Annotated in this window: 13 protein-coding genes and 1 tRNA gene; 6 read left to right on the top strand and 8 right to left on the bottom strand. The window is 72.9% G+C overall.

The features are described 5' to 3' along the window. Positions 1–5 precede the first annotated feature (5 nt). Positions 6–1,274 (bottom strand): phosphotransferase, encoded by a 1,269-nt coding sequence (locus M3666_RS15875; RefSeq protein ID WP_251155759.1) that lies wholly within the window; start codon positions 1,272–1,274, stop codon positions 6–8. Positions 1,275–1,391: 117 nt separating this feature from the next. Here M3666_RS15875 and M3666_RS15870 point away from each other — a divergent pair, with 117 nt between their 5' ends. Beyond that, positions 1,392–3,242 carry a glycoside hydrolase family 2 protein gene (locus M3666_RS15870; protein WP_251155758.1) on the top strand — a complete coding sequence of 617 codons (1,851 nt, stop codon included), beginning with the start codon at positions 1,392–1,394 and terminating at the stop codon, positions 3,240–3,242. Between the two features lie 106 nt (positions 3,243–3,348). Here the strand turns inward: M3666_RS15870 and M3666_RS15865 are convergent, their stop codons facing one another. After that, a complete protein-coding gene (locus tag M3666_RS15865) occupies positions 3,349–4,200 on the bottom strand; it encodes an alpha/beta fold hydrolase (RefSeq protein ID WP_251155757.1) in 852 nt (283 codons plus the stop codon). A 121-nt stretch (positions 4,201–4,321) separates the two neighbouring features. Here M3666_RS15865 and M3666_RS15860 point away from each other — a divergent pair, with 121 nt between their 5' ends. Continuing rightward, positions 4,322–5,557, top strand: coding sequence for a mannosyltransferase family protein (locus tag M3666_RS15860; protein ID WP_251155756.1), 1,236 nt, complete (start codon positions 4,322–4,324; stop codon positions 5,555–5,557). 342 nt (positions 5,558–5,899) lie between these two features. Here the strand turns inward: M3666_RS15860 and M3666_RS15855 are convergent, their stop codons facing one another. Further along, positions 5,900–6,961, bottom strand: coding sequence for an amidase domain-containing protein (locus tag M3666_RS15855; RefSeq protein WP_251155755.1), 1,062 nt, complete (start codon positions 6,959–6,961; stop codon positions 5,900–5,902). A gap of 74 nt (positions 6,962–7,035) precedes the next feature. Here M3666_RS15855 and M3666_RS15850 point away from each other — a divergent pair, with 74 nt between their 5' ends. Further along, the gene (locus M3666_RS15850) at positions 7,036–7,419 is read left to right on the top strand and encodes a hypothetical protein (protein WP_251155754.1); all 384 of its coding nucleotides are present in this window, start codon (positions 7,036–7,038) and stop codon (positions 7,417–7,419) included. A 57-nt stretch (positions 7,420–7,476) separates the two neighbouring features. Here M3666_RS15850 and M3666_RS15845 read toward each other — a convergent pair. The 4 genes from M3666_RS15845 to galU form a co-directional block, all read right to left on the bottom strand. Next, a tRNA-Ala gene (locus M3666_RS15845) sits at positions 7,477–7,552 on the bottom strand. An 82-nt stretch (positions 7,553–7,634) separates the two neighbouring features. After that, positions 7,635–8,768 carry a hypothetical protein gene (locus M3666_RS15840; protein WP_144411380.1) on the bottom strand — a complete coding sequence of 378 codons (1,134 nt, stop codon included), beginning with the start codon at positions 8,766–8,768 and terminating at the stop codon, positions 7,635–7,637. Between the two features lie 128 nt (positions 8,769–8,896). Then, positions 8,897–9,556, bottom strand: a complete 660-nt coding sequence (locus M3666_RS15835) for a GNAT family N-acetyltransferase (RefSeq protein ID WP_066656446.1) — start codon at positions 9,554–9,556, stop codon at positions 8,897–8,899. Positions 9,557–9,645: 89 nt separating this feature from the next. Beyond that, positions 9,646–10,536 (bottom strand): UTP--glucose-1-phosphate uridylyltransferase GalU, encoded by an 891-nt coding sequence (galU, locus tag M3666_RS15830; RefSeq protein WP_066656448.1) that lies wholly within the window; start codon positions 10,534–10,536, stop codon positions 9,646–9,648. Between the two features lie 113 nt (positions 10,537–10,649). Between galU and M3666_RS15825 the strand changes: the two genes are divergently transcribed. Genes M3666_RS15825 through mscL form a run of 3 tightly spaced genes read left to right on the top strand, consistent with a single transcriptional unit; the run spans position 10,650 to position 12,089 of the window. Further along, entirely contained in the window at positions 10,650–11,234 is a 585-nt protein-coding gene (locus M3666_RS15825) for a 5-formyltetrahydrofolate cyclo-ligase (RefSeq protein ID WP_066656450.1), read from the top strand. Between the two features lies 1 nt (position 11,235). Next, entirely contained in the window at positions 11,236–11,532 is a 297-nt protein-coding gene (locus tag M3666_RS15820; protein WP_251155753.1) for an FmdB family zinc ribbon protein, read from the top strand. A gap of 56 nt (positions 11,533–11,588) precedes the next feature. Next, the gene (gene mscL, locus M3666_RS15815; protein WP_066656454.1) at positions 11,589–12,089 is read left to right on the top strand and encodes a large conductance mechanosensitive channel protein MscL; all 501 of its coding nucleotides are present in this window, start codon (positions 11,589–11,591) and stop codon (positions 12,087–12,089) included. Positions 12,090–12,212: 123 nt separating this feature from the next. On the opposite strand, the gene M3666_RS15810 is transcribed toward mscL, so the two are convergent. Further along, entirely contained in the window at positions 12,213–12,797 is a 585-nt protein-coding gene (locus tag M3666_RS15810; protein WP_251155752.1) for a CDP-alcohol phosphatidyltransferase family protein, read from the bottom strand. Positions 12,798–12,879: the final 82 nt, after the last annotated feature.

The following is a 12,879-nucleotide window of genomic DNA, read 5'->3' as shown; positions in this document are numbered from 1 at the left end:
GAGGATCAGGCCGCGCCGTCCGCCGCCAGCCGCGCGACCGCAGCCAGCGGGATGCCGGCCCAGTCGGGCCGGTTCCGCGTCTCGTAGACCACCTCGTACACGGCCTTGTCGAGCTCGAACGCGTCGAGCAGTGCGCGGTGGTCGGTCAGGTCGTCACCGGTCCCCCGGCGGTACCCGTCGAGGAACGCCTGCCGTGCCGCCTGCGCCCAGGCACCCGCGTCGACGAACTCGGCGTCGTGCGCGAGCGCGCCGGCGACGTAGTCGAAGGACCGGAGCATTCCGGCGACGTCACGGAGCGTCGAGTCGGGCAGCGACCGCTCGGCGAGCGGGCGGAGCGGCTCGCCCTCGAAGTCGAGGAACACCCACCCGCGGGGCGCGGGCGCGGCGAGCACCTGCCCGAGGTGCAGGTCGCCGTGGATGCGCTGCAGGTCCGGCCAGTGCGACGCGGCGGCACGGTCGTACACGGCACGGATCGCGTCGACGTGCGGCTCGACGGTCGGGGCCTCGCGCACGGCGGCGTCGAGCCGGCCGCGCATCGTCGCGATCGCAGCGTCCCGTCGTGCATCGTCGGCGGGCTCGGTCGACAGGGCGGTGGCGAGCGTGCGGTGCACCTCGGCGAGCGCCTCGCCGAGCGCGGCGGCCTGCTCGTCCCACGGGGTGCCGGTCCTGGCGTCGCGGAGGGCCACACGCCAGGCGTCCTCGAGGCCGGGCAGGAACTCCTGGGCGAACGCGAGGTGCCCGGTGGCCGTGCCGTCGGGGCGGCCGGGGTCGGGCCAGCTCGCCTGCTGGGCGCCGTACACGGTCGGCACGCGGGAGCTGCCCGCGGCAGAGAGTGCGAGCTGCGTGGTGACGTCGGGGTTGTCACCGTGGTGGAGCACCCGGAAGACCTTGGTGATGACCCGGTCGCCGGACGCGGTGTCGCAGATGACCGAGGTGTTCGACTGCTCGCCGGACAGCACCCGGGACGAGGTGACCTCGCCGATCGGCCGGAGGCTCGAGGGGTCGGCGTCGATGCGCGCCGCGAGCTGCTGCACCCAGACGGTGTCGGTGGTGGCGTCGACCGGGTCGACGGCTCCCCCGCCGGGGCCCGCGACGACCGGTACCTGGTAGAGGACGGGCCCGGTCGCGGCGTCGTCGAGGACCAACCGCGTGCCGTCGGTCTCGGCGATGGTGTGCAGCGCCGGGGTCCCACCCTTCGCGGCGTACCAGCGCTGGCGTGCGATCCAGCCCTCCAGCGTGCGGTCGTCGACGTGCTCGGGTGCCTCGGCGCTCATGCAGCGAACGGTACGCGCCGGTCCCGGGGCGCGCCCCGAGTCGTGGCGCACCGGTCGGCGCGCACCGGTTGGCGCGCGCCGCTTTACAACGATGTACGGAGCGGCCAGCATGGATGCATGACCTCGCTCGACGGCACCGTCGCCGCCCCATCGCACACGCTCCCTCGCGCCTCCGACCAGGACGGCTCGTACCCCCGACCGCAGATGCTTCGCGGCGCGTGGGCCGACCTCGACGGGACGTGGTCGTTCCGGAACACGGGCGACGACCCGACCTGGCGCTCCGGGTTCCCGGACGCCCGGGACATCACGGTGCCGTTCCCACCCGAGTCGCCGGCGTCGGGCATCGACGAGCCGGGGTTCCACCCCGTCGTCTGGTACGCCCGGACGATCACGCGCGCCGAGCTCGACGCCGCCGGGTACGGCGACGCGGCACCCCGGCTCCTGCTGCACTTCGGCGCCGTCGACCACCGCGCGCGGGTCTGGGTCGACGGGCAGTTCATCGGCGAGCACGAGGGCGGACACACCCCCTTCACGCTCGACGTGACCGAGGCGCTCGGCACCGAGCCGGACGCGACGCACACCCTGGTCGTCCGCGCCGAGGACGACCCCCACGACGTCACCCAGCCGCGCGGCAAGCAGGACTGGCACGAGCACCCGCACGCCATCTGGTACCGCCGCACGACCGGGATCTGGCAGACCGTCTGGCTCGAGGCCGTGCCGACCGCGTCGATCGGGGCCCTGCGCTGGACGAACGTCGACCACGCGACGGTGCGGCTGACCGTCCGGCTCGTCGGGGAGCGCCCCGCCGGCGCGCGGATCCGCGTCGCGGCGCACTGGTCCGAGGGCGACGAGGACCTGGCGACCGTCGAGACGGTCGTGCCCGTGGCCGCGCACGAGGTCGAGGTCGTCGTGCCCGTCGCCCGGCAGCAGAACGGTCAGGCCGAGGACGAGCTGGTGTGGTCCCCCGAGACCCCGCGCCTGGTCGACGCGGTCGTCACGCTGCTGCCGGCCGAGGGCAGCGTGCCCCTGGACGCCGTGTCGTCGTACTTCGGCGTCCGCACCGTGGGGATCGACGGCGGCGCCTTCCTGCTGAACGGCCGCGCCTACGACGTCCGCAGTGTCCTCAACCAGGGCTACTGGCCGGAGTCGCACCTCGCAGCACCGTCACGGCAGGCCCTGCGCCGCGAGGTCGAGCTCATCAAGGAGCTCGGCTTCACCGCCGCGCGGAACCACCAGAAGATCGAGGACCCGCGGTTCCTGTACTGGGCGGACCGGCTGGGGCTGCTCGTCTGGGGTGAGGCACCCGGCGCGTACGCGTTCTCCCCGCTCGCCGTGCAGCGGCTCGTGCGGGAGTGGATGGACGCCGTCGAACGCGACGCCTCGCACCCGTCGATCGTCACCTGGGTGCCGGCGAACGAGAGCTGGGGCGTGCAGCACATCGCGACGGACCCGGCGCAGCAGGCCTACGCCCGATCACTCGCCGACGTCACCCGGGCGCTCGACCCCACCCGGCCGGTGGTCTCGAACGACGGCTGGGAGCACACGAACTCCGACATCGTCACCGTGCACGACTACGAGGGCGACGGCCCCCGGCTCGCCGCGACCTACACCGACGACGCCGCACGGACGGCACTGCTCGGTGGGCGCGGGCCCGCTGATCGTCGGATCCTGGTGGGCGGCGCGACGGACCAGGGGCAGCCGGTCATGCTGACGGAGTTCGGCGGCGTGGACTTCCAGCCCGGGGCGAAGCGCGAGGACGGGTGGGGCTACACCTCGGCCGTCGACGGCGACGACTGGGTGGCGCGGATCACGGCGCTCTACGACGGCGTCCGGGCGAGTTCGTTCCTGGCCGGGTCGTGCTGGACGCAGCTGACGGACACGATGCAGGAGACGAACGGCCTGCTGAACGCCGACCGCACCCCGAAGGTCCCGATCGAGCGCATCCGCGCCGCGGTCACCGGGCGCTGAGGCCGCGCCCGGCACCGGCGACCCGCGAAACGCAACGTGGGCGGTCCTGCGCAGCGGTACACCGCTGCGAGGAACCGCCCACGTTGCGTCTTGCGGAGCGGGGAGGTCAGGACGCCAGGAAGCGCAGGACCGCCTCGTTCCACTCGTCCTTGTGCGAGGCGAGCACGCCGTGCGGGCCACCCTCGATGACGTGGGTCTGCGCGTTCGGGATGGCCGCCGCGGTGCGCTGACCGGACGCCTCGAACGGCACGATCCCGTCCGAGTCGCCGTGGATGACGAGCGTCGGGACGTCGACCTTCGTCAGGTCGTCGCGGAAGTCCGTCGTCGCGAACGCCGTGGTGCAGTCGAGCGTGCCCTTCGGCGAGGCGAGCTCGGCGATCGCCAGGTCGTAGGCACGCTGGTCCTCGCTGACGAGCGGCTTCTTGAGCAGACCCGGCTCGCCGCCCGGCGTGTAGAACATGTCGACGAACTGGTGCAGGAACGCCGGACGGTCGCCCGTGATGCCGTTCGCGAACCAGTCGGCGAGGTCCTGGTCGACCGCGCCGTCCGCGTTGTCGTCCGACTTCCACAGGTACGGCGGCACCGCGCTGGCGAAGACGAGCTTCTTGATCTTCGCGGTGCCGTAGGTCGAGACGTAGCGCGCGAGCTCGCCGCCGCCCATCGAGAACCCGATGAGGGTGACGTTCGTCAGGTCGAGCTCGGTGATGAGCTTGTCGAGGTCCGCGGCGAACGTGTCGTAGTCGTAGCCGCCCCACGGCTGCGACGACTGCCCGAACCCGCGGCGGTCGTAGGCGATGACCCGGTGACCGGCCTCGACGAGTGCCGGGACCTGGCCCTCCCACGAGCGGCCGGACAGCGGCCAGCCGTGGATCAGGACGACCGGGTCGCCCGCGCCGAGGTCGTCGTAGTGGAGCTCGATGTCGTGGCCGTTCTCGGCGCCGACGGTGACGAAGGGCATGCTTCCTCCTGTTGGTGGTTTCCAGGGAACGTGCCCGATACAACGCCCGTCGCCCGGACGGATCCTGGAGGTGCGATGACCGGACAGCGGGCGGCGGCTGCGGAGATGGGAGACTCGGGCGGTGACCGACCTGGCGGAGACGACCCGTGCCTCCCGGCCGGGGCTGCCGTCCCGCGTCCGTCGTCTGCTCACGGTCGGCCTGGAGGGACGGCACGGCGGGTGGACCGCTCCGCTCGTCGTGTGGCTGGCTTCCCGCGTGGTCAGCACCGTCCTGCTGCTCACGGTCTGGCTGCTCGCCACCGCGCACGGGTGGCGGTTCGCGTCGGTCCGACGCGAGGGAACGTTCACGGCGTTCCTCGGGTCGTGGGACGCGTCGTTCTACCGGACCATCGCCGAGCACGGCTACCCGACGACGCTGCCCACCGACGCGGCGGGTCACGTGCTGCCGAACCCGTGGGCCTTCCTGCCGGTGTTCCCGGCGCTCGCACGGTTCGTCCAGCCGCTCGTCGGCGGGTCCTTCTGGGCCGCAGGCGTGCTCGTCGCCACGCTCGCGGGCGCCGGCACGTGCATCGTGCTCTGGCGTCTCGTACGCGCGGTGACCGACGACCGGCGGGCGACCCGGGCGACGGTGCTCTTCGCGTTCGCACCGACGGGGTTCCTGCTGCAGGTGGCGTACGCCGAGAGCACGTTCCTGCTCCTGCTCTTCAGCGCACTGCTCGCCCTGGTGCGCCGGCGGTACTGGCTCGTGCTGCCGCTCGGGCTCGTCGCGGCGTTCACGAAGCCGGGGGTGCTCGCGCTCGCGGTGGCCCTCGCGGTGCACCTGGTCGTGCGGGTCGTCCGGGAGCGCCGGGCGCTGCCGGTGCGGGATGCCGTGGCGATCGTCCTCGCGGGGCTCGGGGTCGCGGCGGCGGGGCTGGCGTGGCCCGTCGTGGCGACGGCGGCGACCGGACGGCCGGACGCGTACCTCGCGACCGAGCTGTCGTGGTGGGTCGGGTTCGTCGGCCGGCAGCACTTCGCGCCGCTCACGCCGTGGTTCACGATGGCCTCCACGTGGCTCGGCCCGCTCGGCGTCGTGCTCGTGGTCGTGGTCCTCGCCGGGGCGGTGTGGTCCTGGACCCGACCGGGCGTGCGGGCGCTCGGCGTCGACGTCGTGTCGTTCACCGCGGCGTACGCGCTGTACCTGGTGGCCGTGTTCCTGCCGCAGCAGAGCCTGCCGCGCCTGCTGATGCCGACGGCACCGCTGCTCGGGGCCGACGTGTTCACGGGAACGCGGCGACGGACGACCGCGTGGCTGGTCGTCGGGGTGTGCCTGCAGCCCGTCGCGATCGTGCTGCTCTGGTTCCTCGGGTACCCCTGAGCGTCGGCGCGGCGGCCGGGGCGCGGCGGCAGCGGCCAGGGCGCCGCGTCACGTCGCGTCGCGTCGCGTCGGCCGGGCAGCCGGGGCGCGGCGTCGCGTTGCGGCGGCGCGTCGCGTCGCGGCGGCCTGTCGGAACGCGGTGTCGGATGCCGCCGCACAACGGCGAGCACCTCGCGCCACGTGATCACGTGGCGCGAGGTGCTCCCGGTTGTGCGCACGACCGGCGCCGGCGCGACGCGATCGGCCGGCATGACCGGCGCCGGCGCAACGCGATCGGCCCGCGGGACCGGCGCCGACCGGCGCCGACGGGGCGGCAGGGCGGGTGACCGCGCCGCGTCGCCGCTACGCGTCGAACGTGTGGAACCAGGCCGTGCCGCCGGGGTGCTGCACGGTGATCATCTCGTCCAGGTCGCGGTAGGGCCCGTCCTGGTTATGGCTCGCCGACTTGATGCGGATCGTGCCGTCGGGCTCCGTGAACACCTCGGACACGATCGTCACGTGGTCGGGCGATCGGTTGTCGTTCCAGTCGTAGAACACGATGTCGCCGACCTTGACCTTGCTGCGCTCGTCGAGGGAGCGTCGCGTCAACCCGAAGGTCGCCGCGTTCGCCGTCATCCACGGGTCCATCGCCGGGCAGTACGTCCACGTGGCGCTGTGCTGCGCGCCGCCGGACCGGCTGTACCAGTCGTCGCGCTGTTCCCACCCACGGGCGATCAGCGTCTGGCTGACGTAGTTCGCGCAGTCCCCGCCGATCGGGTTCATCGTGCCGTACTCGGCGAGGTTGTAGTCCGCCCAGTACCGCATCGCGTACTCGAGCTGCCGGTCGACGTCCGTCAGTGCCGCGTAGGCCACCGAGGCCGTCGCGACCGCGGTCGAGGCGTCCGGGACCGGCGCGGCCGTCGGGGTCGGCGTCGCGGTGGCCTGGTCCTGCGTGGCGCCGGCCTGCCCGTCGTTGGCGGCACTGCCGTTGCCGTCCGACGACCGGTTCGCCGACGGGCTCGGCTCGATCGCCGACGTGAAGAGCGCGACGTCAGCCGACCCCGCCGTGTACATCGCCTGGTGCGGCGCCGTGAAGGTCACGGTCGTCGCCGAGGCCTGCACGTCCCGCGCCGCGACCCCGCCGACCGTGACCCCCTGCACCGCGGCGAGGCCGGTCCCCGTGACCGTCACCGTGACACCACCGGCGAGCGGCACCTGCGCCGGCTCGACCGCGGTCGCCGCGGGGCGGGCGCTCGACGAGCCGGAGGGCGACGACCCGGGCGACGCGCCGCTCGGCCCGTCGCCGGCGCGGGTGGTCGCGCCCGACGACGCGTCGTCGGCGCGGGAGCAGGCCGCGACGGCGACCCCGATGCCGGCGACGCCGGCGAGCGACAGCAGGGAACGGCGCGTGAACGAGGCAGTCATGACCCGACCAGGGTAGGCGACGGTACGGCAGGATCGCTGGCAGCACACCATCCACCGGAAGGATCGACCCGCACATGCCCGAGAGCCACGACTTCTTCGTCGCCGCCGACCCCGAGTCCACCCGCACGATCGTCCGTGACGCCCTCGTCCGCGAGGGCTACACGATCACCGACGGCGACCAGGGCACGCTGCTGGGCACCCGCGGCAGCCTGGGCCTCACCCTGCTCGTCGGCGGTCTCCTGAACGACCGGACGTTCCACACGCGGCTCGACGTGCAGCTGATGGTCGCGCCCGACGGCCGGACCGTCGCACGACTGCTCCGCGGCTCGGGCCGGTCCGCGGTCAAGGGCGGCGCGCTCGGCGTGGCCCGCGGCAACCGGGCGTTCGAGCAGGCCGCGAACGCGATCCACGCGTCGCTCGCGCAGGCCGGCGTCCTGACGGACAGCGTGCCGGGCTGACGCGCTCGCGGAGGAACGACGAAGGGCCACCCGATCGGGTGGCCCTTCGCTGCTGCTTGGTGGAGCTAAGGGGATTCGAACCCCTGACCTTCTCATTGCGAACGAGACGCGCTACCAACTGCGCCATAGCCCCAAGTGCTCGACCACACTAGCACCACCGGGAGCGCGAACCGAAATCGGCCCGCCACGTCCGGGCGCGCCGCGCACGGACGGTGTCAGACCGCGCGGCGCCGACGCATGACGGCGTCGAGGTCGGTCTGCCGGTACGCCTCGTCGTCGATGACCCCCATGCCGGCCCAGCGGCTCGGCGTCGCCGACTGCTCGGGCTCGGCGGCGACGGCGGGCTCGGCGGTAGGCGATCCGGCGGCAGGCGATCCGGCGGGGCGGGACGGCGCCGCCTCCCCGGCCGGGGCACGGAGCCCGAGTCGCTCCGCCAGACGGCCCTGGTCGTGGGCGGAGAGCGACGCAGCGGCCTCCTCGACGTCGGACCGCATCCGGGACACCCGCGCGAGCGTCGGGTCGGTCTCCCCCGCCCGGATGGCAGCCGCCTCGGCCTCGGCCTCGGCCTTCGCCTCGGCCACGCGCTCGCGCAGCCGGGCAGCGAGCTCGGCGGACGACTCCGGCGACGGCGCGGGCGCCGCGGGGCGCTCGACGTACAGGGGCTTCGGCACGCTGGCCGGCGTCCAGCTCCGGTCGCGCGTCGGCTCGGCGGGCTGCTCGGTGGACAGCGGCGGTGCCGGGTCCGTCCACGCGGTCGACGGCCGGGAGGCACGGGTCACCGCCGCAGCGCCCGCCGCGGCACGCGCCTTCCGCGCCTGGGCGACCTGGTGCAGCTGCGCCAGGACCGCCGCGGACCCACCGGCGGCGACGAGCCCGGCGACACCGACGAGCCAGGCGCCCGGGGCCGCGACGAAGACGACCGCCGCGACGAGGACACCGAGCGCGCCGAAGAGGGTCGCACCGAGCCGGGAGCGGCGCATCCGCATGGCCGTGAGTGCGGGGACGGACGACACCCGCTCGAGCTGGGGCTGCTGCTCCGCGAGGCGCCGGGTGATCTCACGCTGCCGCGCGGCCTCGTGCGCTCGGACGATGGCGGCCCGCTTCGCTTCCTCCGACCGGGCGACGCGCTGCGCCTCGGCCAGGGACTTCGCGTTCATCTCGACCCGGACCTCGTCGGGGAGCTCGGCGGTCTGCGCGAGGATGCGCAGCGTCTGCTGCAGCCGGATCGCGTTCCGCTCGGTCGCGAGGTACTGCCGACGAGCCGCCCACGACGGCATGAGGTAGACGACCCAGAGCACGGCCGCGATGAGCAGGACGATGCCGCCGCCCCAGGAGCCGATACCTGCCATGGGGACACGGTAGGGGTGCGCGTTCCCCGGACCGCCCATTGCCGGACGCGTGTTGCGCGAGTCGCGACCGAATCCGTGGGACGCGGGTCGCGCCTCCAGGCCGACGTGACAGGACGACGGGACGACCGTCAGATGCGCGGTCGGGTGTCGAGCGGGGTCGCCGCCTCCTCACGGGCGGAGGCCGGGACGCTGCCCGCCCCGTGCGGGACGCGACCGGCGACCCAGCGGTCGAGGACTCCCTCGCGCACCTCTTCCGCGACGAGGGCGAAGCAGAAGTGGTCGCGCCAGTCGCCGTTGATGTGGATGTACCGGCGGCGCAGGCCCTCGAACCGGAAGCCGAGCTTCTCGACGACCCGCAGGCTCGGCGCGTTCTCCGGACGGATGCAGATCTCGATGCGGTGGATGCCGACGACCCGGAAGCAGTGGTCGACCGCCATCGCGACCGCGATCGGCGTGACGTTGTGCCCGGCCGCCCCCTCGACGACCCAGTAGCCGATGGACGCACTGGCGAGCGAGCCGTAGGTGATGCCGGACACGTTGAGCTGGCCGACGAAGCGACCGTCGAGCTCCATCGCGAACGGCAGACCGAGCCCGGCGCGGGCGTTGGCCTGCAGTGCCCGGATGCTGCCGCGGACGTCGGTGGAGACGTGTCCGGAGGGGTTGGTGGCCTCCCACGTCCGCAGCCACGAGCGGTTCGTGGCGAGGGCGACGTCGAGGTCACGGGTGTCGCGGAGCCGGAGGGGCCGGATCGTGACCCGCCCGTGGGACAGGGTCGGGATCGTCGTCATCGCTGTGGTTCCTCCGGTGCCCGGCGCTCGACCGGGTGGACGCACGAACGGGCCCGGGGCGGACCCCGGACCCGTTCGTGACGGGGTGGCTACTCTCCCGCGTTGAAGTCCTTCAGCCAGGCCTTGAGGTCGGGGCCGAGGTCGTCGCGGTCCGAGGCGAGCTGCACGATCGCCTTGATGTAGTCCAGCTTGTCACCGGTGTCGTACCGGCGTCCACGGAACACGACGCCGTACACGCCGCCGGTCCACTCCTCGGCGCCCGCCATCTTCATGAGCGCGTCGGTGAGCTGGATCTCGCCACCCTTGCCCGGCTCCTGCTTCTCGAGGACGTCGAAGACCTCGGGGCGGATGACGTAGCGACCGATGATGGCCAGGTTCGACGGGGCTTCGCCCTGCGGGGGCTTCTCGACCAGGCCGGTGATCTTCACGACGTCGTCGGTGTCGGTCTCCTCGACCGTGGCGATGCCGTACATGTGGGTCTGCGACTCGGGGACCTCGAGCAGGGCGACGACCGTGGCGTTCTTCTCGCCCTGGACCTCGATCATGCGCTTGAGCAGCGGGTCGCGGGCGTCGATGATGTCGTCGCCGAGCAGCACGGCGAACGGCTCACGGCCGACGTGCATCTTCGCGCGGAGCACGGCGTGGCCGAGGCCGAGCGGGTCGCCCTGGCGGACGTAGTGCATGTCGGCGAGGTCGGTCGACTGGTTGACCTTCTGCAGCTTCTCGTGGTCGCCCTTCTTCTTGAGGGTCTCCTCGAGCTCGGCCACGTGGTCGAAGTGGTTCTCGAGCGCGTTCTTGTTGCGCCCGGTGATCATGAGCACGTCGGTCAGCCCGGCGCCCACGGCCTCCTCGACCACGTACTGGATCGCCGGCTTGTCGACGACCGGGAGCATCTCCTTCGGCATCGCCTTGGTCGCGGGGAGGAAGCGCGTGCCCAGGCCTGCGGCCGGGATCACCGCCTTCGAAATCTGGAAGCCCATGTCAGCGAACGTACCGGACGCCCACTGGGTCCCGGCATGGGCACTTCGGGGGACACGGCATCCCGCGCCCCACGGCGGGAAGCCGCAAACCCGCGCTCGGTAGACTCCCCGCCATGACCGCCGACCTCGGGAACGAGAAGCGCGCCCTGCGAGCCGAGCTCCGGCAGCGGCGGCGCACCCGGACCACGACGGAGCGCGACACCGACACGACCGCCCTGACGTCGACGCTGCAGCGCTTCGTGGAGGAACGGCAGCTGCGCTCGCTCGCGCTCTACCTGTCGGCGCCCGACGAGCCGGACGTCCGACCCTTCCTGCGCTGGGCGCAGGAGCACGGCGTCCGGGTGCTGCTCCCGATCACCCGCGAGGACGGCCTGCTCGACTGGGCGGTCGACGACGGGGTCTCCGAACACGAGGGCCTGCACGGCATGCCCGAGGTCGTCGGCGAGGTGCTCTCCCCGCTCGCGCTCGGGGACGTCGACGCGATCCTCACCCCGGCGGCGGCGGTCGGGCACGACGGCTGCCGGATGGGCTGGGGCCGCGGCTACTACGACAAGACGCTCGGGTCGATGGCGAACCGGCCGCCCGTCTATGCTGTGATCTTCGACGCGGAGTACCTCGACGAGGTCCCGCGCGAGGCCCACGACGAACCCGTCGACGGCATCATCACGCCGTCGCGCATCATCACCTTCCGGAGCTAGGGTGCCCACCTACTCGTACCGCTGCACCGAGTGCGACAACGCCTTCGACGTCAAGCAGTCGTTCTCCGACGCCACCCTGACCGAGTGCCCCGTCTGCGGCGGTGCGCTGCGCAAGGTGTTCTCGCCGGTCGGCGTCACCTTCAACGGCGGCGGCTTCTACCGCACCGACTCGCGGTCGACGCCGAAGGCCGAGGGGTCGTCGGGGTCGTCCTCGTCGTCCTCGCCGTCGTCGAGCACGCCGGCGAAGGCGGAGCCGAAGAAGACCGAGTCGAAGCCGGCCGCGCCCAGCGCCTCCTGACGAGGGCTCGTCTCCGTCGGTACGGTGGGGTCTCCTCGACACGGAAGGAGGCTCACGTGAAGGGCTTCAAGGAGTTCCTGCTCCGCGGGAACGTCATCGACCTGGCCGTCGCGGTCGTCATCGGTGCGGCGTTCACCGCGATCGTCACCGCGATCGTGAACTCGCTCATCAACCCCCTGATCGGCGCGGTCTTCAACGCGTCGAGCCTGGACAAGGCACTCGTCGTGTCGATCCCCACCGTCTCCGGGGACTCGGCGGACATCCTGTTCGGCGCGATCATCGGCGCGGTCCTGAACTTCGTCATCGTCGCGGCGGTGGTGTACTTCGCCCTGGTCGTCCCGGTCAACCGGCTCAAGAAGCTCGCCTTCGAGCGGGTGAAGAACGACGAGCAGCAAACGCCGCAGGACGTCCCGCCGACCGACGTCGAGGTGCTGCTCGAGATCCGCGACCTGCTCCGCACGCAGAACGGCGACGCGGTGGCGTCGGGCGGCGGTGCGCACGTCGCCCCGTCGACCGCTCCCGAGGGACCGGGGATCAGCGGCTCGACGAAGCTCTAGCCGCGGGCGTCCCGAACCACGGAACCGACGTCGAACCAGCCTCCGGGGTCGGTTCGACGTCGGTTTCCTGGTTCGAGGGGCCAGGAGGGCGCGGGGCGCACGCCCGCGCCGCGCGCGTCCGCGTCAGGCGGTGCGGGCCGTCGCGCGGTGCTTCGCGGCGAGGGCCCGGGCGTACTGCACACCGGCGACGACGTGGCCGATCGTGCCCGCCCAGACGAAGACGAGCGCGAGCACCCGGATCCAGTCGTGCTGCGATGCCCACGACGTCGACGAGAACAGCAGCAGTGGCAGACCGACGAAGAGCAGCGCGGATCGGACCTTGCCGGTCCACGTGACGTCGAGGTCCGGGTCGCCGCGGAACCACAGGCCGGACAGCAGCGCGAGCACCGCGTCCACGAGGACGATGATCGCGACGCTCGGCCACGGCAGCAGGCCGACGAGCACGAGCGACAGCACGATGGCGATGATCGCCAGGCGGTCGGCGATCGGGTCGAGCGCCTTCCCGAGCTTCGAGCCCTGGTCGAACCGACGCGCGATGAAGCCGTCCGCCCAGTCGCTGACACCGAGGACGACGAGCGTGACGAGCGCCCAGCCGGGGTGTCCGGCCACGACGAAGCCGATGAACACCGGGATGAGCAGGAAGCGCACCAGCGTGATCAGGTTCGGCCACGTCTGCCAGTCGGGTCGCCGTCGCGCGGTGTCAGTCATCGACCCCAGGCTACCCGTCACCAGTGTGGGGGCACGTCGCGCAGCAGCTGGGCGTCGTTCTCCCCGTCGCGGTGGCGGGCCG

It is taken from the genome of Curtobacterium sp. ODYSSEY 48 V2 (assembly GCF_023712625.1).
GTDB lineage: Bacteria > Actinomycetota > Actinomycetes > Actinomycetales > Microbacteriaceae > Curtobacterium.
Note: the sequence above shows the minus strand (reverse complement) of the source record. Positions and strands in the feature narration are given on the sequence as shown.

Bases quoted from the DNA above. Each gene is read 5' to 3' on its own strand.
- M3666_RS15865 (WP_251155757.1), bottom strand. From the start codon at position 4,200: ATGCCCTTCGTCACCGTCGGCGCCGAGAACGGCCACGACATCGAGCTC.
- M3666_RS15870 (WP_251155758.1), top strand. From the start codon at position 1,392: ATGACCTCGCTCGACGGCACCGTCGCCGCCCCATCGCACACGCTCCCT.
- galU (WP_066656448.1), bottom strand. From the start codon at position 10,536: ATGGGCTTCCAGATTTCGAAGGCGGTGATCCCGGCCGCAGGCCTGGGC.
- M3666_RS15850 (WP_251155754.1), top strand. From the start codon at position 7,036: ATGCCCGAGAGCCACGACTTCTTCGTCGCCGCCGACCCCGAGTCCACC.
- M3666_RS15835 (WP_066656446.1), bottom strand. From the start codon at position 9,556: ATGACGACGATCCCGACCCTGTCCCACGGGCGGGTCACGATCCGGCCC.
- M3666_RS15875 (WP_251155759.1), bottom strand. From the start codon at position 1,274: ATGAGCGCCGAGGCACCCGAGCACGTCGACGACCGCACGCTGGAGGGC.
- M3666_RS15840 (WP_144411380.1), bottom strand. From the start codon at position 8,768: ATGGCAGGTATCGGCTCCTGGGGCGGCGGCATCGTCCTGCTCATCGCG.
- M3666_RS15825 (WP_066656450.1), top strand. From the start codon at position 10,650: ATGACCGCCGACCTCGGGAACGAGAAGCGCGCCCTGCGAGCCGAGCTC.
- M3666_RS15810 (WP_251155752.1), bottom strand. From the start codon at position 12,797: ATGACTGACACCGCGCGACGGCGACCCGACTGGCAGACGTGGCCGAAC.
- M3666_RS15855 (WP_251155755.1), bottom strand. From the start codon at position 6,961: ATGACTGCCTCGTTCACGCGCCGTTCCCTGCTGTCGCTCGCCGGCGTC.